17 protein-coding genes are annotated in these 23,212 nt (G+C 39.9%); 9 read left to right on the plus strand and 8 right to left on the minus strand.

The genetic code is table 11. The features are described 5' to 3' along the window. Positions 1-108: 108 nt before the first annotated feature. From CHU_RS02230 to CHU_RS02245, 4 genes are all read left to right on the plus strand, one after another. A complete protein-coding gene (locus CHU_RS02230) occupies positions 109-537 on the plus strand; it encodes a hypothetical protein (RefSeq protein WP_011583850.1) in 429 nt (142 codons plus the stop codon). Positions 538-1,139: 602 nt separating this feature from the next. After that, positions 1,140-1,952, plus strand: coding sequence for an alpha/beta fold hydrolase (locus tag CHU_RS02235; protein WP_238379329.1), 813 nt, complete (start codon positions 1,140-1,142; stop codon positions 1,950-1,952). A gap of 45 nt (positions 1,953-1,997) precedes the next feature. Next, positions 1,998-2,315, plus strand: a complete 318-nt coding sequence (locus CHU_RS02240; protein WP_011583853.1) for a hypothetical protein — start codon at positions 1,998-2,000, stop codon at positions 2,313-2,315. 532 nt (positions 2,316-2,847) lie between these two features. Next, a complete protein-coding gene (locus CHU_RS02245) occupies positions 2,848-3,333 on the plus strand; it encodes an REP-associated tyrosine transposase (protein ID WP_238379385.1) in 486 nt (161 codons plus the stop codon). A gap of 555 nt (positions 3,334-3,888) precedes the next feature. On the opposite strand, the gene CHU_RS02250 is transcribed toward CHU_RS02245, so the two are convergent. Both CHU_RS02250 and CHU_RS02255 read right to left on the minus strand, forming a co-directional pair. Further along, on the minus strand, positions 3,889-6,273 hold the full coding sequence (locus tag CHU_RS02250; RefSeq protein WP_011583856.1) for a ribonucleoside-diphosphate reductase subunit alpha: 2,385 nt from the start codon (positions 6,271-6,273) through the stop codon (positions 3,889-3,891). 59 nt (positions 6,274-6,332) lie between these two features. Beyond that, a complete protein-coding gene (locus CHU_RS02255) occupies positions 6,333-7,307 on the minus strand; it encodes a ribonucleoside-diphosphate reductase small subunit (RefSeq protein WP_011583857.1) in 975 nt (324 codons plus the stop codon). A gap of 499 nt (positions 7,308-7,806) precedes the next feature. On the opposite strand from CHU_RS02255, the gene rplU reads away from it, so the two are divergent. The 4 genes from rplU (at position 7,807) to CHU_RS18740 (ending at position 13,542) form a co-directional block, all read left to right on the plus strand. After that, on the plus strand, positions 7,807-8,115 hold the full coding sequence (rplU, locus tag CHU_RS02260; protein WP_011583858.1) for a 50S ribosomal protein L21: 309 nt from the start codon (positions 7,807-7,809) through the stop codon (positions 8,113-8,115). Positions 8,116-8,142: 27 nt separating this feature from the next. Beyond that, positions 8,143-8,412, plus strand: a complete 270-nt coding sequence (gene rpmA, locus CHU_RS02265; protein ID WP_011583859.1) for a 50S ribosomal protein L27 — start codon at positions 8,143-8,145, stop codon at positions 8,410-8,412. Between the two features lie 234 nt (positions 8,413-8,646). Beyond that, positions 8,647-10,260, plus strand: coding sequence for a right-handed parallel beta-helix repeat-containing protein (locus CHU_RS02270; RefSeq protein WP_143143954.1), 1,614 nt, complete (start codon positions 8,647-8,649; stop codon positions 10,258-10,260). A gap of 138 nt (positions 10,261-10,398) precedes the next feature. After that, complete coding sequence (locus CHU_RS18740; RefSeq protein WP_143143955.1) at positions 10,399-13,542, plus strand: GEVED domain-containing protein; 3,144 nt, start codon at positions 10,399-10,401, stop codon at positions 13,540-13,542. Positions 13,543-13,592: 50 nt separating this feature from the next. Here the strand turns inward: CHU_RS18740 and CHU_RS02280 are convergent, their stop codons facing one another. Together CHU_RS02280 and CHU_RS02285 are read right to left on the minus strand one after the other, a co-directional pair. Further along, the gene (locus CHU_RS02280) at positions 13,593-14,552 is read right to left on the minus strand and encodes a phosphatase domain-containing protein (protein ID WP_011583862.1); all 960 of its coding nucleotides are present in this window, start codon (positions 14,550-14,552) and stop codon (positions 13,593-13,595) included. Then, positions 14,549-15,421, minus strand: a complete 873-nt coding sequence (locus tag CHU_RS02285) for a diacylglycerol/lipid kinase family protein (RefSeq protein WP_011583863.1) — start codon at positions 15,419-15,421, stop codon at positions 14,549-14,551. Before CHU_RS02285 ends, CHU_RS02280 begins: the two co-directional genes overlap by 4 nt. Positions 15,422-15,569: 148 nt before the next feature. Between CHU_RS02285 and CHU_RS02290 the strand changes: the two genes are divergently transcribed. Continuing rightward, the gene (locus tag CHU_RS02290) at positions 15,570-17,315 is read left to right on the plus strand and encodes a gliding motility-associated C-terminal domain-containing protein (RefSeq protein ID WP_011583864.1); all 1,746 of its coding nucleotides are present in this window, start codon (positions 15,570-15,572) and stop codon (positions 17,313-17,315) included. Between the two features lie 31 nt (positions 17,316-17,346). On the opposite strand, the gene CHU_RS02295 is transcribed toward CHU_RS02290, so the two are convergent. The 4 genes from CHU_RS02295 to CHU_RS02310 are packed head-to-tail and all read right to left on the minus strand — an operon-like array spanning position 17,347 to position 23,101. Beyond that, a complete protein-coding gene (locus CHU_RS02295) occupies positions 17,347-17,961 on the minus strand; it encodes a rhomboid family intramembrane serine protease (protein WP_011583865.1) in 615 nt (204 codons plus the stop codon). A 27-nt stretch (positions 17,962-17,988) separates the two neighbouring features. Beyond that, the gene (locus CHU_RS02300) at positions 17,989-18,966 is read right to left on the minus strand and encodes a polyprenyl synthetase family protein (RefSeq protein ID WP_011583866.1); all 978 of its coding nucleotides are present in this window, start codon (positions 18,964-18,966) and stop codon (positions 17,989-17,991) included. 44 nt (positions 18,967-19,010) lie between these two features. Further along, positions 19,011-21,263, minus strand: coding sequence for a ribonuclease R (rnr, locus tag CHU_RS02305; RefSeq protein WP_011583867.1), 2,253 nt, complete (start codon positions 21,261-21,263; stop codon positions 19,011-19,013). Between the two features lie 8 nt (positions 21,264-21,271). After that, the gene (locus CHU_RS02310; RefSeq protein WP_011583868.1) at positions 21,272-23,101 is read right to left on the minus strand and encodes an ABC transporter ATP-binding protein; all 1,830 of its coding nucleotides are present in this window, start codon (positions 23,099-23,101) and stop codon (positions 21,272-21,274) included. Positions 23,102-23,212 lie beyond the last annotated feature (111 nt).

The raw sequence follows: 23,212 nt of genomic DNA on the forward strand, positions 1-23,212 counted from the left end.
GCATGTTTAGTATTGATATATATCAGTATTTATTAAACGTAATATGTTCAAGTTTGAGACAAAGGCTATGTTTTTTTAGAATAGATCTCATCTTTAACAATTACTACTATGATAAAATACTTCTTACTTTGGTTTCCCATGTTTTTTATCGCGATTCTTAACGGTACAGCAAGGGATCTGGGATATAAAAAATATCTCTCCGAGATAGCAGCACGTCAGCTCTCTACGTTCACCTTGCTTATACTTATAGGCATGTATATATTTTTTGTTATTAAAAAATATCCGCCTGCATCATCTACAAAAGCGTTGCTGCTCGGCCTGTTCTGGATGCTTTTAACGTTGGATTTTGAATTTGGATTTGGTCTTTACAGAGGAAATACCTGGATTCAATTGCTGGATGATTATAATATGTTTAGAGGACATTTGTGGTTGCTGGTTCCTGTCTGGCTTACATTGGCTCCGTATATCTTTTTTAAAATGGGGAAGCGTAATCGAAAGACTGGCGCCAAATGCAAAATTATATCTGTAATTCGATAATCTTTACTGCATTATATATTTTTTATCTTTTGTAATCAGTATTTTAGGTATTTTATTATTAATTTTGAAAATCACTTTTTATTTTTCATTTCCACCGGAGAATGCTATGAGTTCCAAATGTAAAACAGGAGATAGGTGCTATGCACATTTCGGTACATTTACTGGCGTAAACTGGATTGATGTGTTTACAAGAGATGAATACCGAACAATTATACCAACAGTTTAAACTGTTGTATAAAGCATAAAGGATTGATTGTACATGCCTTTCCCGAAAGCTATCGGGATGACCAATCATGTACATTTGATTGTCCGTACAGCAGACAAGGATGTAAACCTTGTTTTTAGTGTTCGGGACATAAAGTAATTTACATCGTATAAATTACTGGATACGATCAGACATAATCCGTTTGAATCAAAAGAGCATGGATGATTTGGATGTTTGAGCGAACAGCAAGTAAAAATGCGAGTAATTGTCATTCGCCGCGGCCCACTATGTATACACCAGCCCTTCTTTGCTAAACACTGGAACCAGGGTGGAAGTAAAGCATTTTAATAAAAGGATTTTGTACATGTAAGTAATAAAAATAAACGCTTATGCATATATGATGAATGTCTTGAAACGAAACAATGTAACCATCTTAGGTGAAGGAGAGAAAGTACTATTGTTTGCTCACGGATTTGGATGCGATCAGAACGCCTGGAAATACATCCAGAATTTTTTCACCGAAAATTACAAGCTTGTTTTACTTGATTTTGTTGGAGCAGGAAAATCTGATTTATCATCCTATGATCCCGAAAAATACGCCTCATTAGATGGCTATGTAACCGATATCATGGAAATATGTGATGCATTAAAATTAAGCAACGCAATATTTATCGGACATTCCGTTAGCTGTATGATCGGAGCTTTAGCTTCAATAAAAAGACCTGATATTTTTGAAAAACTTGTTTTCATAGGTCCATCTCCATGTTATATAAGTATAGGAGATTACATAGGAGGATTTGACAAAGAAACAATTGACGCACTATTCGAGGTTATGGAAGAAGATTATATCAGCTGGGCCAGATCAATTGCACCATCCATCATGGATTCAAAAAATGGGAATGAACGTACACGTGAATTATCAGATAGTTTTTGCTCGATTGATCCCATTATAGCAAAGCAATTTGCAAGGGTTACTTTTTTGTCCGATAATAGAAAAGACCTTCCCTTAATTCCTGTTGAAAGCCTGACCATACAATGTTCAGACGATATGATCGCGCCATTGGCTGTGGGGGAATACATCCATGCAAATACCCCTGATAATACATTAGTGGTATTGGAAGCATATGGGCATTGTCCTCATATGAGCCATCCAACGGAAACCGCTAAGGCTATTATGCGTTTTTGCAGTAAGCCCGTACAAGTTGTTTAAACGGAATATTTTGTATCTTAATTATACATGTTAATTTGAAATAGTATGTCACCAGCTGAAAATCAAGAAAACAAAAAAAATAAGTGCAAACTAACGCCTGAGCTCTATGATTTTTATGCGCCGGTGGTTTACAGCAAAGTCTTACGTATTGTTCATAAAGACCAGATTGCAGAAAAAATATTGGAGAAGGTTTTTTTATCCGCGTATACAAATAATGAGACTTTTCCGCTGCGAAGCCCTTTAATGTCTTTGATTGATATAGCCCATGAAAAAAGCTGTAAAACAATCAAAGCCCTTGCCATATTTAATGCGTGTTGTTCAGGAGCAAGTATTAGTATTACTGACAAGAATACAACGACCTGAATGCTGCTGGTGGAAGTGTTTAGCGAAGCATCACTGGTGTTTATGATTTGCCAGTCCGCCGCGGCAGATTGACGGATTCTGGCGCCAGTCTTTAGCGAAGCGGGACTGGTGTCTAGCATTCCACAGTCTTTGACTGCGTTTATTGTATTATTAATTTCGAAAAATCACTTTTTATTTCCTCTCTAGCGCTAGTGTTTAGTGCAGCAGCACTAGTGCCTTATTTCCGCAGTCCGCCGCGGCGGATTGACTGCATTCTTAATATATATAATTGGAAAGTAGTCAAGACTACAAATAAATTACACCAGTTACGCTTCGCTAAAGACTGACGCCAGATTCAGGATTATATCTGTGATTCGATAATTTTTACTGCATTATATCATTTTATTTATCTTTTGTAATCACTACTGTATGTATGTTATTATTAAGTTTGAAAAATACTTTTTATTTTTCAAGCTATTAGCAGTTATGAGTTCAAAATATAATAGGAGATGGGCAATATGCGCATTTCGTTACATTTACTGTTGTTAACTGGATTGATGTATTTACGCGCGATGAATATCGTTCCATTATTATCGATAGTTTAAATTATTGCGTGCAACATAAAGGATTGATTGTACATGCATATTGCATTATGACAAATCACGTGCATCTGATTATTAGTGCAATAGATGCACATGTAAATCTTGCTTTTATTGTTCGTGACATTAAAAAATTTACATCCTATAAGTTACTGGATACGATTCGGCATAATCCGTTTGAAAGTAAAAAAGAATGGATGCTCTGGATGTTTGAACGAGCAGGCAGTAAAAATGCGAGTAACGAAAGGTGCCAGTTTTGGCAGAATGGCTATCATCCGGTTGAACTTAGTAATGTAGCTTTAGTTGAACAACGCCTGGAATATATTCACAATAATCCGGTTCGTGCAGGCTTTGTATTATCTGCCGAAGAATACAAATACAGCAGTGCGCGTAATTATGCGGGTGGGATAGATTGTATGATGGAAGTAACGTTTTTATAATAAGTGCCGAAGTAACCTGCCGCCAGTGTTTCTCCTGGCGCTAGTGTTTAGCGCAGCGTCACTAGTGCCGACCATTTAGTAGTCTTTGACTACGTTATATTTTGTAATATATAGAAATGCAGTCAAAGACTGGGGAATAATAGACACCAGTCAATGTTATTGAAATGTAGTCAAAGACTACAGAATGAATGACACCAGTCGCGCTGCGCTAAAGACTGGCGCTAGGTGATGCATAGATTGCAGGCTGCAAGTAATATTTATAATAAGTACCGGAGTAACCTGGCGCTAGTGTTTAGCGAAGCGGCACTAGTGCCTATAATTTCGCAGTCTTTGACTACATCTTATATTGTAGAAAATGTTATTGAAATGTAGTCAAAGACTACAGAATGAATGACACCAGTCGCGCTGCGCTAAAGACTGGCGCCAGAGAGGATGCTCGTATTAATGCCATAATTGTCCAATCATTTAAAAATTAAATCCCTCCTCCCAAAAACAAACCCCGGCTCTTTCAAGCCAGGGTTCCTATTAATTATTTCATACGTTGTTCCTAAGAAACTATCCGCTGCAGCTTTCGCAGCCTTCCGGATTGTCCAGTGAACACGCCATGTCTTTTGCTTTCTTCTCAGCGTCTACAATAGACTGGTCTGTTGTACCAGGCGCTAACTGTACTTCCGCCTGTTTCTCTACCGTGAACTGGATCGCGTTTGCCGCAGATTTCGTTCTTAAGTAGTACATACCTGTTTTTAAGCCTTTGTTCCATGCATAGAAGTGCATCGATGTAAGCTTACCGAAGTTTGCTTCCGGCATGAAGATGTTTAAGCTCTGGCTCTGGCAGATATACGCGCCGCGGTCTGCAGACATGTCAATCAATGTTTTACCTTTGATCTCCCACGCTGTTTTGTACAGATCTTTTATGTTCTGCGGAATGTTGTTGATGTTTTGTACAGAACCGTTCATTTCGATCAGTCTGTTTTTCATCTTGTCATCCCAAAGATTCAATTTAATCAGGTCTTTTAATAAGTGTTTGTTCACCACTACAAATTCACCCGATAATACACGGCGTGTGTAAATGTTGGATGTATATGGTTCGAAACATTCGTTGTTACCCAGGATCTGAGACGTAGAAGCAGTAGGCATCGGCGCAACTAATAATGAGTTGCGTACACCGTGTTTCTTCACCTCACGTTTAAGCGCTTCCCAGTCATAACGGCCGGATGCAGGTGTTACACCCCACATATCAAACTGGAAGATTCCTTTTGATACCGGAGAACCTTTAAATGTTTCGTATGGTCCAAGTTTTTCAGCCAGATCTTTAGAAGCCGTCATAGCAGCATAATAGATCGTTTCGTGAATATCGATGTTCAGCTGTTTTGCTTCATCGGATTCGAATGGCATACGAAGTAAAATGAACGCATCTGCTAAGCCCTGTACACCCAAACCGATCGGACGGTGACGTTTGTTGGAACGTTCTGCTTCCGGTACCGGGTAGTAGTTTACATCGATGATCTTATTTAAGTTCTTCGTAGCAACATACGTTACATCATATAACTTCTGGTGGTCAAATTTTCCGTTGATCACGAACTTAGGCAAGGCAAGAGAAGCCAGGTTACAAACGGCAACTTCTTCCGGCGATGTAAATTCCATGATTTCTGTACACAAGTTCGAAGACTTGATTGTACCTAAGTTTTTCTGGTTTGATTTACGGTTCGCAGCATCTTTGTATAACATGTACGGAGTACCTGTTTCAACCTGTGCTTCTAAGATCGCAAACCAAAGTTCCTGTGCTTTGATTGTTTTACGTGCACGTCCTTCTTTTTCGTATTTCTCATACAAAGCTTCGAAGTCTTTGCCATAGCAATCAGCCAAACCTGGCGCTTCGTGCGGACAGAATAAGGACCAGTCGCCGTTTTCTTCCACACGCTTCATGAATAAATCTGAGATCCACATGGCGTAGAACAAATCACGCGCGCGCATTTCTTCTTTACCGTGGTTCTTTCTTAAGTCAAGGAATTCAAATACATCTGCATGCCATGGCTCAAGGTAAATAGCAAAAGCCCCTTTACGCTTTCCGCCGCCCTGATCTACATAACGTGCTGTATCGTTAAATACACGCAGCATCGGGATAATACCGTTAGACGTACCGTTGGTACCTTTAATGTAAGAACCGGTTGCGCGGATATTGTGAATGCTAAGACCGATTCCGCCCGCAGACTGGGAGATCTTTGCACATTGTTTTAATGTTTCGTAAATACCATCAATGGAATCATCCTGCGTTGTTAGTAAGAAACAAGAAGATAATTGTGGTTTTGGCGTACCTGAGTTAAATAAGGTAGGCGTAGCATGTGTGAACCAGCGTTCAGACATTAAGTTGTATGTTTCAATCGCTGCGTCGATATCACCGGAGTGAATACCGCAGGATACACGCATCAGCATGTGCTGCGGGCGCTCAACGATTTTACCATCCACTTTCAGCAGGTATGATTTTTCAAGTGTTTTGAAACCGAAGTAATCATAACCGTAATCGCGGTCATAAATAATAGCAGAGTCAAGGATCGCCGCATTCTTACGGATGAATTCATACACCTCGTTAGAGATCATAGACGCGTTTTCACCCGTCTTTGGATCTACATAGGTATACAAGCGCTTCATCGTGTTTGCAAACGATTTACTTGTTTTCTTATGCAGGTTAGAAACAGCAATACGAGCAGCTAATGTAGCGTAATCGGGATGCTTGGTAGTCATAGAAGCAGCAGTCTCTGCAGCTAAATGATCCAGTTCCTCTGTGGTTACACCATCATACAACCCATCAATCACTCGTTTCGCAACGGATGTAGGGTCAACGTAGTTCATGTCCAGCCCGTAGCAAAGTCTTTCGATGCGGGATGTGATTTTGTCGAATTTTACAGACTCTCGTCTGCCGTCTCGTTTAAGTACTAACATAAGCAAAAGCTAAAAAGGATTTAATGTTATCTTATAATTAAATATAATGAATTTTACGGTTAAAAATCTTCGTCCAGACTGAATTTTTGTGAATCTTTTTCTGCCATTACACCAGATTTCTGATACTCAGAAACTCTCTTTTCAAAGAAGTTTGTTTTTCCCTGCAGAGAGATCATCTCCATGAAGTCAAACGGGTTGGTTGCGTTGAATTGTTTCGGCACACCTAACGCAACCAGTAAACGGTCTGCAACAAATTCGATGTATTGCTGCATCAGACGTGCGTTCATACCAATAAGGTCAACCGGTAAGGAATCCGTAACGAACTCTTTTTCGATCTCCACGGCTTCCAGGATGATCTGGATCACACGTTCCGCCGGAAGCTTATTGTTGATGTATTTCGTATACAACAGACACGCGAAGTCACAATGTAAACCTTCGTCTCTGGAGATTAGTTCGTTCGAAAAGCTCAAACCTGGCATTAAACCGCGTTTTTTCAACCAGAATACCGAACAGAACGAACCGGAGAAGAAAATACCTTCAACGGCTGCAAATGCGATAATATTTTCAATGAAAGAACCATTGTCGATGAAACGAAGCGCCCAGTCAGCCTTTTTCTTCACACAAGGAACCGTATCAATCGCGTTGAATAAACGGTCTTTTTCTTTCGGATCTTTAATATAGGTGTCAATTAACAGCGAATAGGTCTCAGAGTGGATGTTTTCCATCATGATCTGGAACCCGTAGAAGCACTTCGCTTCCGGGATCTGCACCTTTTCAAGAAAATTAACGGCCAGGTTTTCGTTTACGATACCATCACTGGCAGCAAAAAACGCAAGCACATGCGAAATAAAGTGACGCTCACCGTCATTCAGATTAGCCCAGTCAATAAGATCCTGAGAAAGGTCAATTTCTTCAGCCGTCCAGAAGCTCGCTTCTTCCTGCTTATACATTGCCCAAATATCATCATGCTTAATAGGGAATAGAACAAATCTGTTCTTATTCTCTTTTAGTAATGGTTCTTCTAATAGACTCATATGTAGCGTACGTTTTGCAGTGCAAACAATTATTAATGCGTATAAAGATAACAGCCCTTATACTGCTGTATTCTATGTAAATAGTTTCGTATTTGAATCAAGACTTACAAATCACAGAGTATAGCGACACGGCGCGTGTTTGCTAGGTATTGCTGTAACATTCGTAATGTGAACAGATCAAAAAAGAATTACTTGACTAGCCCAATCGGCACTATACAAAAATGATAAAATTGGCAGTCAAAACCAAAGTCGGTCCGAATACTGTTTTCCACATTTCGATTTGTAAGAAAATGCCTCAAAATGGATAACATCTGTTAAACAGTTCAATACAAAAAAGTGAATATTTGTCAGGCCTTTTTTAGCTTATTTTGACCGTTTTTAAATAAATGAAACTTTTCCACACTGTGCAACTTTGAATTAATTCGGAATAATGGTTGGTTGTTTGCCGGAGAAACTGTACATTTGCAATCCTATTTATTAAAAATAAACCAATAAGATCATGTACGCAATTGTAGAAATTGGAGGCAAGCAGTACAAAGTAGAAAAAGATCATTTTATCTACGTTTACAGATTAGAAGGCGCTGAAGGCTCTGCTGTAACGTTCGATAACGTTCTTTTACTCGCCGACAATAACCAGTACCAGGTAGGTGCGCCAAGCGTAGCAGGCGCTTCAGTATCAGGAAAAATCCTTGAGCATCTTAAAGATGACAAAGTTACGGCTTTCAAAAAGAAACGTAGAAAAGGATTTAGAAAAACTGTCGGTTTCCGTCAGTCATTAACTAAAGTTTTGATCACATCGCTTAACTAATTTCAGTAAGCTTAATATTTAAATACCATGGCACACAAAAAAGGGGTCGGTAGTTCAAGAAACGGTCGTGAATCACATAGCAAACGTCTAGGTGTAAAATTATTTGGTGGACAGGCAGCTATCGCCGGTAACATCATTGTAAGACAACGCGGAACACAGCATCATCCGGGTGAAAATGTAGGTATCGGAAAAGATCATACATTATTCGCTTTAACGGACGGTGTAGTAACGTTCAGAAAAGGTCGTCAGGACCGTTCATTCGTTTCTGTTCTTCCTGTAGCTGAAGCAAAAGCTTAAGTAAGGTTTCTTACTAAAACGTATAAAAAAAGAACTCCTGTCCACATCTGTGGATTGGAGTTCTTTTTGTTGATATCAAGTTTAAAGACAAATGCGGAAAGCTAAAGGCTTCTTGCCTCATCGTATACGGAGGGATCATTTCAGCTTTGAAAAGAAATGAACAGATTATGTTGGTTTGTTAAAACGGTCGGGTACATTTTTCGTTTCAATACTAATACGGTCCGGTTACCATCTATGAGAACACGCTTTCTTGTGCTACTATATTGCGCTACCTGTTTTTACACAAAAGCTTTTATTTACTACGTCGATCCCAACAATGGCGGCTCCAACAGTAATTCGGGCCTGATCGGCTCCCCCTGGGCAACCATTCAAAAGGCGGCATCCACCGCACAGGCAGGTGATACAGTATATGTACAGACAGGTACGTATGCTGAAAAAGTAGCATTTAATCATTCCGGCACCGAAGACGCGTTGATCACATTTATTGGGGTCGGTTCTGTAGTGGTACAGGAGCCTGCAAACACAACCGTATGGTCGGGTACGTTTACTGTTACTAATAAAAGCTATATCCGCATTCAGCATTTCAACATTCAGAATGCTTACTGGTTTGGCATTTATGTGGAATCCAGCGATCATATTTATGTAGAAAATAATTCTACCTACAATACAGGTGCATCGGGCATCAGTGTCTGGCATTCATCGCATGTATATGCCGCGCACAATACGGTGCGTAAAGCCTGTTATCAGAGCCTTTCAACGGGTTCGCAGGAATGCATTACTTTTTCCGGTGTGTCGGATTTTGAAATCCATCACAATGAAATCTATGAAAGCGGAGGTTCAACAAACGGTGGCGAAGGGATTGATGCGAAGGAAGATTGTGCCAACGGAAAAATATATAACAACATGGTACACGATCTGATTCGTTTGGGAATCTACATTGATTGCTGGAACAAGACGCTGCATGATATTGACATTTATAACAATAAAGTGTTTCAATGTAAAGAAGGGATCGTAATTTCTTCTGAAGATGGCGGTACCGTTAGTGATGTACGTGTATTCAATAATATTCTGTACAGCAACGCACATTTCGGAATTACTGTTGCTGATTATGTGCTGAACGGTCCGCGCAAAAATATCTCTATTATGAATAATACAATTTATAATAATGGCTTTGGTGATGCGAATACCGGATGGGGTGGCGGCATTATTATTCTGACAGCGAATGTGTCTGATGTGGCAGTCTTTAATAACATTGTTTCGGAAAACGATGCCATGCAGATCTCCGATAAATCAGGCCGGGCAACAGTATCTGTAACCAATAATCTTATCTATGGCTACCGCGGCCATAACTGGACCAATGAAGTAAAAGGTACAAATGCTGTGGAAAGTAATCCGCTGTTTAGAGATGTAAATGGCGCAGATAATATTTCGGGGAATGCAGACGATGATCTGAATGTGACGTCTGAAAGTGCTGCGATCAACCACGGGATAAATACCAATGCACCTTCATTTGATTTTAATTATTACCAGCGGCCGGCTGAAAATGTTGCAGATATCGGGGCATATGAATCAAACAGTATTCCGTTGACGAATAAAAAGATCAGTCCTGCAGCAGAACAATTGATCCAGGTGTATCCCAATCCCAGCAATACAGGTATCTTTAATGTGAAATGCATCAAGCCTGTCGATCGTATGGAAATTGCTGACATGACGGGCACCATTATCCAGTGTTTTACTTCACCCAATGAAACAATACTGCATGTGGCACTATTGAAACCGGGTATGTATCTGATGCGTGTTTATTCGCAGGATATTTGTCAGGTATATAAAATAATTAAATCAGATTAATGTATTTCCGTTTCAACTAATTGTTTTATAAAAAGTATTTATGCTATTTTTTAAATATATTTTTTTATCTGTGCAATAAAGTGTCATTTTAAGATGAAATACCTAGATTGTAATCTTATTGATAAATATGATTTTAATATGAAATTAATTTTACTGATTTTTAACAAAGTGCACCTTGTGCTGATGCTCTTACTTATTTCGGGTTCAACAATTGCCCAGCACTGTGGAGTAGGGCATGAGTTTCACGAAACATTGAAACAAAACGATCATTTTTCACAGGCATCCAGAACAGCAAGTATATCTCCTGTTAATGGTATTCTTTACATTCCTTTAACGATACATTTTGTACGCCATACAAATGGTTCTTATTCTAAAAACAATTCTCTTGAACCCCTGTATCATAGTTTGCTAAGCCTGAACAGAGTCTTCTCCAACGCACATATTCAGTTTTATATAAATGGAAATATTGATTATATAAACAATGATGACTATTTATATCCTGTACGGGATGGTGCAAAGCACATTGAATTGCTTGCAAATTATAAAAATCCGAATACCGCTAACATCTGGATCCTGGATGGCTGGTCAGGTTCTCCGGGAATTGCAGGTTTAGGCGGGCCATCCGGTGTTGAATTAGCTGACCTTTCTGAGCGAACAGTAATTCATGAGTTCGGGCACTTTTTTACATTGATTCATACCTTTGATTTTGCAAAAGGTGTTGAAAAGGTTAAGCGAGTTGGTGGAAACTGTGCCACTGCCGGCGATGAAATTTGTGATACAGAAGCAGACCCATCTGATCTGAAGGCACCTCAGCTTATTGGTGAAGTTTTAAGTCATGAAAGATGCGTGGTCACTTCCAACACAAGAGATCTTAATAATGATCCATACACGCCGCCATTTGATAACTTCATGTCTTATTATGATAACAAATGCGGATTCAAATTTACGCCTCAGCAATATGAGCGCATGGTTGCAAGTATACCTTTGTATCATTCTTCTTATACAGATATGCAGGGAGCCGGACTTTCCGGAGCGCCGGCATCGTTAAAAATAACAGCAAAACAGGGATATGATGAAATTTCCTGGGTGAACAGCTCAGGTTCATTGGGTACAATCGTTGAATATTCAACGGATGGAGGCGGAAGCTGGACTGTAATGATTGGTGTTAAAGCTGCTGTTACGAAAAGTTTACTTTCAGATATCCGTACCGGTAATGCCTATTTATTCAGAGCCCGGCATTTAAACAGTATTACCTATTCTTCTTCCGTAAGCTATACGCCAGCCAACGCACATCCAATTATTCCTATCGTTTTAGATGCTCCTGTAACTGATTTCTCTTCAATAGGGGGCGTTTCTGTTGCAAATACAAGTTTGAATAATCAAACAAATATTCAAGAGAATTATACGTTTAATGCGTTCACACCTACTCCTGCCTTTTTCATCGGAGGAAATTTTAATCTTGATCTGAAAGTTAAAGTCATTGAAGATGGTAATGGCGGTACAGGCTGGGGGCCTACATATATGTATGTATATTTAGATGAAAATGGAGACGGTGATTTTGATGATGCCGGAGAAGTTAAATACCGGGAACCAAACAGATTTGGCCCTATGACGGTTTCAGTTCCTGTATCCGTTTCGTCTCAGGCAACTACAGGTTATAAACGTATGCGTATCCGTTCGTTTGCGCAAAATAATACTAACAGTCCGAATGGAATGTATAACTATAGCGAAACAGAAGATTATCTGATACAATTTGTTAAAGATGTAGCGTTGACTTCTATCAACAGTGTTTACAATGAATCAAACAAAACGATTGAACTCACCTGGACAGATAATACGAATGATTATAATTATGTGATTGAACGAAGTATTGACGGTGTCAATTTTTTACCGGTAGAAACAACTACGGTTTCAACACCTAAATTGTATGTTGATTCGGATATTGCACTGGGTCAAAAATATTTTTATCGGGTAAAACATGTACATGGCGCTTTATACAGCACCGTAACGGAGCAATTTATTAAAGATATACCTCCAACACTTACCGGAGTTTATAATCAACAGGATAACACGATTGACCTTAGCTGGACAGATAATACCAATGCCTATAATTACATAATTGAAAGAAGTATTGATGGAATTAATTTTTCAACAGTAAAAACAACTACGGTTTCAACACCTAAAGTGTATGCAGACACAGATGTTGTGCCCGATCAGGAGTATTCTTACCGGATAAAACATGTCACCGGAACTATATATAGTTCTATAGCGGATGTTATGACAACTGTAATAAACCCTGAGTTAAGTTATTGTTTACCTGAAAGTAATTTTGGGTGCTATAGTTTTGAACTTTCTGAATTTGCTATCCCTTCGATTAATTTCGTTAATAATACTGCGGGGAATTGTGGGTATACGTCAGAAGGCTATTCAGATCTATATGCTACTAAAACAATTAATCTTATAGCGGGGAATAGCTATGCATACACCATGAAAAATGATAGAGATGAATGGTATGATTTTAATATGCATTTGGATGTAAATCAAAATGGAATTTTTGAACCGTCAGAAGCACTTGTTAATTTCCATACGGAAGGTACTGATGCTCCTTTTGATGCGGGACCTTTTGTTGTTCCTGTATCAGCTATTAATGGATATACACGTTTAAGACTTAGAAATTATATTTATACGAATGACCCGTGTACAGAGGCGATATTTGGTGAGACGGAAGATTATAAAGTACTCATTTCGGGAGGTAAAGAAGGCATTGTAATTAATACAACGATTACACACGTTGAGACAGATCAAATATCTGTTTCATGGTCTGCAAGAGCAGGTTCAAACCCCACAGGATACAAACTGAAAATATCAACAGATGGAATTTCATATTCAAGTGTCATTACATTAACTGGCAGTCAGGCATCATATACATATACCGGTTTGCAACCTAATCAAAGATATTTTATACAGGTTGTCGCTTTAGGTACAGTATCATCTGATCCTAAAACAATGTGGACCTACACATTGCCTTTAAGCACCTCAATTTTAGATGGAGCACCGGTTGAAACAAAAATACTTTCTGCATATCCCAATCCGGTGTCTGGCATATTAACCATAAAAGCACATGGTATTGCTTCACTGGTGAATGAGTTTGGACAAGTTATAATGAATGAGAATATTGATGAGATAACGTATTGGAATATGAATGGTTTTTCATCAGGCGTTTACTTTTTATATATTCAAAATGAAGATCATGCGCAGGTGTTAAAAATTATTAAACAATAAATTTATCTGCATCCTTTAGGAATTCTAAAGGATGCAGATAAATTTGTAATCTATGTATGAGTACTGTTACTTTTTAAGTTAAACTGATTCGGAAACTCATTTCCATAATACAATCCGATACGTTTTTGCTTTAACCGTTCTGTTGAATAAGCCACAACTTCATCGTCTGCGGGCCGTTTAACTACTTTAAGGATGACAATGTATTTAATGCATGCCGGAAACTTTTCTGCCATACTTAAATAAATATCCAGGTCGTGCTGTGTATTATCACCAACAAGAATAAATTTCTTTTCCGGGAAAAAGCGCAGCAGCAGATTCAGTGTGGTAAGCTTATGTAAACTTTGTTCCGGAAATTTTTTACCACGGAATACATCCCGCAGTTTACGCATCTCTTTTAAAAACAGCGGACCTTTCGGAAAGTTATTGTGTTTTAAAAAACGGTAGATGAGCGGATATAAATTCTGTTCGCTGTTTGAAAGATAAAAAGGGGTAACACCCTGCGCATACTGTTCCCGGATCAGCTTCATGGTTGGCTCTACGGCTCTTCTCCGTTCTGCTGCAGTAAACATCAGCGTCAGGAACTTCATGAATTTATTTGAGATATAGGAATGCAATACCGTATCATCAATATCTGAGATCAGAATTGTATCTGTTTTGATCTCGTGAATAGTCAGATCATAGAGTTCAGGCATAAAGGTTACAGAAATGCCGTCGATCTGTACATCCAGCACAGATGTTTGTCCGGTGAGCAGATCTGCGGTTAAGAAAAACGAACCCTTTGCATCGGTTGTTACCGTTGATTTTCCGGTATTGAATGTAATCTCCACTTCGTGGTTCGCTACAAAGCGCGTACGGTATAAGGATAATAATGTGAAAAAAGTTTTTGTTGAACTGAAACCTTTAAAGTTCAGGTCTTTCTTAAACGAATGTGTAAGGTGCCCGAATACCATCAGTTTTTCGCCGTTGGTTACCGCATAAAAGCTCAGCAGTATGGGTTGTTTCGGTGTCATGGAATTAAAATGGTTATTGCGGAAGGAAGCATTTCAATTTTTAGATAATTTACTTCGCCGATGTATTCCCCATCAATCTGAAAATCTACTTTGCGGTCAATAAAAACTTCCGCCTGTTTGCAGCTGATCACATCGGTAAACATATGCTTATCGATAAAAATGTTAAACTTTGTAAGCCCGGCTTTAATAAAATCGATCCAGCTGATCTTTGGGATGTTGCGGATCTCAAACATGCCGTCGTGCACGGAGCCTTCAGAAATCTGAATCCCGGTACCATACATGTTTGCATTGGCAAAGGCCAGCATATATCCTTCCTGCTCCAATGTTTCCTTTTCCGTTTTGATCGTATATTTCATTAAAGGCGTTTCTTTCACGGCATGCACCACATGGCGCGCATAGCCAAGCATGCCACTGTGGCCGCCTTCTTCATATTCTTTCACCATCATGCCATTAATGCCGATGTCTGCAAGATGCACGCAGATATGAATGTCGTTGATCCGCAGCAGATCCAGCGGCATCGCCTGTAAATCAGAGAAGATATAATCCGCCAGGGCTTCATCGTCTTTTGGAATATCCAGCGAAGTTGCCAAACCGTTGGCAGATCCAAGCGGCAGCAATACAATCGGCAGATTTGTACCAATGAGGTTTCGCGCTACCAGCTGAATGGTACCATCACCGCCGCCGGCAACTACTCGGTCGGGTTTATACAGATCAATTTCTTTACGGATCATTTCATCATCGCGGGTACCTGTCGTGTAAAGAATGCAGGTAGAGATGTTTTTAAGAGCCGCAGCTTCCTGAATACGTGCAATGGTAGCTGCGCTGCTGCCCGCTCCGGAATTCGGGTTAATGATAAATAATACTTTCATAGATGGTATAGCTGTTATATTGAATATAAAAATATTCAGTGAGTTTAGCTAGAAAAAATTATGGGATCTTTTACAGGATAAAATATAAAACAAAAAAGAACGTTATACATTTAGTGTATCTTTGATTTTCTACCACTTGTTTCTTTTAATGCGTCATTATTTACTTTTCTTATTCCACATCGGGATTTTATTATCTGTTTCATCACCCCTTCATGCACAATATGTTTCCATTCCGGATGCCAATTTCAGGGCTTATCTGGAAAGCAGGTTCCCATCCTGTATGCAGGCAGGGAAGATGGATACAACATGTATAGACATAATTACTAATAAACAGATAGACGTTCCCAGTCTGGCCATTTCAAACCTAAGCGGCATTCAATATTTTGATCAGTTAGAACGTTTGAATTGTGAAAACAATACACTTACTTTTTTACCGCCATTACCAGTCAGCTTAAAAGATTTGTCATGCGGGAGCAATAAACTGATTGTATTACCTGCACTGCCGCCGTCGTTGCTTAATTTATTCTGCGGCATTAATCAATTGACATCATTGCCTTATTTACCAATGGCATTAGAAAATTTAGCTTGTAATGATAATAAACTAACTCTTTTACCGGATTTACCTGACTCACTTATTTATTTATACTGTTACAATAATCAGCTGCAATCTTTACCAAGGTTGCCGCAATCCCTTACTCATATAGCTTGCTTGCATAATCAATTAACCACGTTGCCGGCATTGCCGGAATCGTTACGTTATTTACGGAGTGAATACAATCAGCTTACCAGTTTGCCTGTCTTGCCGAGTGCATTATATGAAATAAATGTAGACCATAATTTGTTAACTGTTCTTCCGTCTTTGCCACAAGGATTAGATAATTTAAGCTGCTCTGAAAATCCAATTGAACAGCTTCCTTTGTTACCAGCCTCCTTACGTTATCTTACTTGCAGGAATAGCTTGTTAACCTCGCTTCCTTATTTACCTTACGGCTTAGAGTCACTAAGATGCGATAGAAATAAAATTACAATCTTACCCAATCTTCCTGAAACGCTTATAACACTTTTATGTAATCAGAATGCGATTACCTGCCTGCCCGTATTGCCAGATGCTTTAACTATCTTAGTTACGGATACGCTGTGCCGGCCAAACCTACCTTCAAATCTCAAAACCAATATTCCTTTAACAACTCCGCTCTGTTCGGCCTTAACCTTTAGCCATACACGTGTATGTGTTGGGGACTCTACAAGCTTTGAACTGAAAGATACGAACTGCTATGCGTTCCTGTGGGACTTTGATGATCCGGTTACAGGCGCGCAGAATACTTCAACCCTGCAAAGCCCGAAACATTTATTCTCTAAGCCGGGTACATTCCAGGTAAAGCTGATAAGCTATGTTTCTGATCCGGCCACAGTGATTACACAAACGGTAACGGTAGATAAACTCCCGCGCATTGATTTCGGAAACGATCACAGCATGTGTCCGGATGAGAACATTACCCTGAATGCAGGCGACGGTTTTGAAACATACCGCTGGCAGGATGGATCGGATGCGCAGATCTATGCGGTAAAAACTGCCGGTACGTATACGGTAACAGCTACGAATGCTTGTGGCACAGTGGCAGATGCGATTCACCTGAGTTCGTATTCATTAATACTCCCGAATCTGTTTACACCCAATAAAGACGGCTATAACGAAACATTTGAGGTTAAAGGTACAAACGGAGACTATGGAAGTTTAGAGGTTTATAACGCCTGGGGTGCACAGGTATTCGGTGCAGAAAGATATTATAACAACTGGAACGGGGAAGGGCTTTCCGAAGGTGTATATTACTATTCCTTTACCTTGAAAAACTGTCCGGTGCAAAAAGGCTGGGTACAGATCATACGGCGGTAATCCGAATGACCGTTATTTTAATATAAGATTTTTACCGGAAGAAATTCAGTACGGCATCTGCAATCGTCGTGAACATGGCAGGAATGAGTGTGTAATCCAGCGCACCTACAAACACCAACCCTACAACCGCGCCATAAAAATGTGCAGAGTGGTTTACCGCATCGCCGCTGCGTTTATCCATGTAGTAAGAGTAAGCCAGATATAAAATAGCAAACATAAATGCGGGAACCGGAATGAAATAAACAAAAATTAAATTCACCGGATAAAATAAGATCGAAGCGAAGATAATTGCTGAAACCGCGCCGGATGCACCAAGAGAAGCATAATTCGAATTGTTTTTATATTTCAGGTACGTTGGAATGTCTGAAATGACAAGGGCCAGCAGGTAGAGTAAAATAAATAAGGTGCCGCCCAGTTTGGATTCCACTATGTATCCAAAAAAATACAGCGAGATCATGTTAAAAGCTAAGTGCATAAAATTCGCATGAATAAAACCGGAAGTAATAAAACGGTAATATTCATTTTTACGCTCTACCCAATAAGGAGTAAGGATCAACCGGTTCATCACCGTTGGGTTGTTCAGTGCTAAATAGCTGACAACACAATTAATGACAATGAGAATAGTTGTTACCGATAGATTGATCATACGAAAGAGTTGTAAATAAAATAGGTGTTATTGTTCGCGGCCAATGAGTGCAAGCAGGTAATCTTTAATATAATGTTTGCGGAAAATAGATCCTTTTACTTTGCCCAGTGACTCAATAGCTGTATTAAAATGCTGCTGAATCAATGCTTCCGTTTCTTCTTTAATGCCTAACTGATCGTAGATATTGGTTACACCTTCAATCTTAGCCTTGTCTGAAATGGTTTTATCCGTCAATAGCTTTTCCAGATCTTTCTTTGTTTTGCCTGCTGCTTTTTCAAGCGCACGGATCAGTAAAAACGTTTTTTTGTTTGCAAGGATATCACCGCCAACCTGTTTACCAAAGGTAGCAGCGTCACCATACACATCCAGCAGATCATCTTTTAACTGAAACCCAATGCCGGCAGAGATTCCAACCGTGTTTAAATACGTACAGCTTTTTTCGTCCGCATCTCCAAGAATACCGCCAAGCTCCATGCTGAAACCTAATAACACAGCAGTTTTCAGGCGGATCATGTTAATATAATCATCAACCGAAATAGTAGGCAGCGATTCAAAATTCATATCAAACTGCTGTCCTTCACAAACACCTGCAGCTGTTTCGTTAAAACGATCCAGCACCTGTTTCAGGTATTTCTCATCAATGGTCATCAATTGTTTGTATGCTTCAACCAGCATTACATCACCGGAAAGGATTGCGATGTTGGTATTCCATTTTGCATGCACGGTTGCCTTTCCTCTGCGCAAGGGAGCGTTGTCCATGATATCATCGTGCATGAGCGTAAAATTGTGGAACACTTCAACCGCAATGGCAGCATTCATAACGTTATTCGTATCTTCGGTGAAGATATAATTAGACAGAATGGTCAGGAGCGGGCGCATGCGCTTTCCTCCTAAATCCATAATGTATCGGATCGGTTCGTATAGTTCTGTGGGTTCTTTACCAAATTCAGCTTTTGAAATAGCTTTTGAAATGTCTTTGGTTAATCGTTCCGTAGTAAGTAACATATTAGTTTAAATTAATGCAGTAGTCAGAAACAGGTTATATTTGATTATCGTTTTGATGGTTTACGTGCATCGCTGAAATCCAGGGCGTCTCTGTTTACGTCTCTATTTCCATCACTGTTTTTTACTAATTCCAGATCAATTGTTCTGCGCTCAAGGTTGGTAGATTTAACAATTACCTGAACAGAATCACCCAAGGTGATCATCCGTTTATTTCTTTTACCAACGATCCGGTAGTTGTCGGTGTCAACTTCATAGAAATCATCATCCATGTCTGCCAGGCGTACCATACCTTCGCATTTGGTTTCAACAATTTCTACAAACATACCAAACTCTGTTACACCAGACACAATACCTTCAAACTCTTTTCCGATACTGCTTTGCATAAATTCAACCTGTTTGAATTTGATCGAGCTGCGCTCTGCTTCTGCCGCCAGTTTTTCCTGTGCCGAAGAATGCTCACAAGCTTCAATGTAATACTCTTTATCGGCAGATTTACCGCCATCCAGATAATGCTGCAGTAAACGGTGCGCCATCACATCCGGGTAACGGCGGATCGGAGAGGTAAAATGGGAGTAATGTTTGAATGCCAGACCAAAGTGCATATCCGGCTCAATGCTGTAGATGGCTTTAGACATGGTCCGGATCGCTAAACTCTGCAAAACGTTCTGTTCCGGCTTACCTTCAACTTCATCGCTTAATTTATTGAGGTTTTTTGCAATCGCATTTTCATCGTCCAGCTCAACTTTGTGTCCGAAACGTTTTGCAAAGGTTGCAAGCGAAGCCAGCTTTTCAGGGTTTGGCGCATCGTGCGTACGATACACCATGGTATTGGATGTGCCTTTGCCTTTGCGCAGATTGAATACAAACTCGGCTACACGCTTATTGGCAAGCAGCATAAATTCTTCAATCAGTTTATGAGCATCTTTACGCACTTTAGGAACAACGGCCAGCGGTTTGCCTTTTGCATCCAGCTGGAATTTTACTTCAACGGTTTCAAAGCTGATAGCGCCTTCTTTAAAGCGTTGTGCACGCATCTTCTTTGCAAGTGTATTCAGTATGGTTAATTCTTTTACCAGATCTCCCTGCTGTGTTTCGATTACTTCCTGCGCCTGCTCATAGCTGAAACGACGGGTAGAGTGAATGATGGTTCTTCCGAACCATTCGTCCAGCACTTTTGCATCGGCATCAATTTCAAAGATAGCAGAGAAGGTTAATTTATCTTCGTTGGGTCTTAATGAACACAATTCATTTGAGAGCCGCTCCGGTAACATAGGTACGCAACGGTCTACCAGGTATACAGAGGTGGCTCGTCGATATGCTTCTTTATCGAGCGTATCGCCAGGCTGTACATAATGTGATACATCGGCAATGTGTACACCTATTTCCCAATTGCCATTGTCAAGATATTTGAATGAAATGGCATCATCAAAATCTTTGGCATCTTCCGGGTCAATGGTGAATGTTGTAGTTCCACGCATGTCACGGCGTTTCTTGATTTCAGCTTCTGATGTTTCAGCTGTTATGTCCTGCGCAGCTTTAATAACCTGATTCGGGAATTCATACGGCAAACCGAATTCTGCTAAGATGGCGTGCATCTCCGTTTCGTTTTCACCTGCCATACCAAGCACTTCGGTAACTTTTCCCGTAGGGCTTTTTTCATCGCGTGTCGGCCAGGCAGTAATATCCACCAAAACTTTTTCGCCGGTTTTGGCTCCGTTGATGTGTTCTTTCGGAATAAAAATATCTACGTGCATCTTGCGGCCGTCGGGCACCACAAAGGCATGGCGCGCCGATACTTCAATACGGCCTACGAATGAGGTACGCTTGCGTTCTACAATTTCTACAATTTCACCTTCAGCACTTTTTGTACCTTTATTGCCGCCGCCGCTTTTTTTATAAACAGCTACCCGTACAATATCACCATCAAGTGCGCCGCTCATTTTATTGCTGCTGATCCAGATGTCGTTGTCTGCTTTTTCTCCTTCAGGAATTACGTAAGCGAAACGCGCGTTGACAAAATCAACACGACCCGTGACCAGACTTTCGCCGCCGCTGCTGCCGGCATTACTATACAGGCCACTTTTATCTTTTGCAAGTATACCCTCACGTACAAGATCTTCGAGCACATCTTTCAGTGCTTTTTTATCTTTATCGCGAACGAGATGAAGTTTTTTGATTAATTCTTTATAGCTGAAAGGATTCTTTCTGCTGTTATTAAAAAATTTGGTTGTTTTTGATCTAAGGCTTTCTCCGCCTTTTGTGTCGCTTTGTTCTGTTGTTGTTGTTTTTTTTCTCATGAAAAAGATCAGACTTTGTTCTTTCGTTTTAACTGGGCCCGAAGAATATCTTCCAGGTTCCCTTTAGGTATAGAATGAATAAGTCGTTTAGTATATTCGGTTTGTGGGTTATGATAAATATCTTCAGCATACCCCATTTCTTCAATCTTACCTTTATTCATTACAATGATCCGGTCTGACATAAATTTGACCACCGAAAGATCATGTGATATAAAGATATAGGTAAAATTGAATTCTTCTTTTAATTCGTTCAATAAATTTAGCACTTGTGCCTGAACGGACACATCAAGCGCGGATACAGATTCATCGCATATAATGAATTTCGGATTTAAGGCCAGTGCGCGTGCAATACAGATACGCTGACGCTGACCGCCGGAAAATTCATGCGGATAACGGTTGAACTGTTTACGATTCAGGTTTACACGTTCCAATAACTCAATAGCACGTTTTTTACGGGCAAAATCCGTGTCTAAAATGTTATTGATACGCATCGGTTCAATAATGGCTTCACCGATGGTCATACGTGGGTTTAAGGAAGAGTACGGATCCTGGAAAATGATCTGGATATCTTTCCGCAGGTTTCGTAATTCTTTTTCGTTTAAATCTAAAATGTTTACGCCTTCAAATTCAATTGAACCTTCTGAAGGATCGATCAAACGCAGGATACTGCGCCCCAGGGTGGTTTTACCGCAACCGGATTCTCCAACCAGGCCAATCGTTTCTCCCGGAAATACATTGAAGGAAACATCATCTACAGCTTTTACATAATCAACGGTTTTATTTAAAAAACCTTTTTTGATCGGGAACCACGTTTTAAGATTTTTAATTTTTAATTGCGGTTCAAGCACGGCTAAGGCCTTGTTCCGGTCTATAATATCTTCGTCTGAAACGTAGTTGAATAAAATGGCTTCACCAATGGAAGAAAACTTACGTTCTTTTTCAAGGAATTTCCCATGCACGTCTATTTCCATAAAATCAGACACCACAGGTAATACCTTCAGATGCAGATCCAGTTTAGGCCGGCATGCCAGCAAGCCTTTTGTATACGGGTGCTGCGGGTTAGAGAAGATTTCATATACAGTGCCCTGCTCTACAATTTTGCCCTGGTACATAACAATTACTTTATCGGCAATCTCAGCTACCACGCCCAAATCATGCGTGATAAATAAAATGCCCATATTGTTTTCATCCCGTAACTGCTGCATCAATTCTAGGATACGTGCCTGAACAGTAACATCAAGTGCCGTTGTAGGTTCATCAGCAATTAACACGGAAGGATTGCAGGACATGGCCATGGCAATCATGACACGTTGTTTCTGTCCGCCTGAAATCTGGTGCGGGTAAGAATCAAAAATAGCTTCCGGTCGGGGCAGTTCCACTTTCTGGAAAAGTTCGATGGTTCGTTTTTTTGCTTCCTGTTTGGATACGTTCTGGTGCAATTGTATGGCTTCCATAACCTGATCCCCGCAGGTAAATACCGGGTTCAGTGAAGTCATCGGTTCCTGGAAAATCATGGAAATCGAGTTGCCCCGTTCTTGCTGCATTTCCTGTTTATCCAGTGTCACCAGATCAATAATACCTTTTTGCGGATGATTGAATTCGATCGTACCATTTGCAATTTTACCCGGTGGGTTCGGGATCAATTGCATCAGAGATAATGCAGTAACAGATTTACCGGAGCCGGATTCGCCAACGATACCAATGGTTTCACCACGCTTAAGTGTAAAACTGACATTGTCTACAGCTTTAACAATTCCTCTTTCAGTACGGAAATGCGTGCTGAGATTACTTACTTTTAGTAGGAAATCCTGTTCTACTTTTTCACCCTCTGCCTGCATTAGTGCGTTTCTTCCGATCTATGTAATTAGTAGTAAGTTATTTATAAATAGGTATAATGCAAAATTCTTCATTATAACGTCCCTCTTTAAACGTAAAAATTACGTTAAAGG

It is taken from the genome of Cytophaga hutchinsonii ATCC 33406 (assembly GCF_000014145.1).
GTDB lineage: Bacteria > Bacteroidota > Bacteroidia > Cytophagales > Cytophagaceae > Cytophaga > Cytophaga hutchinsonii.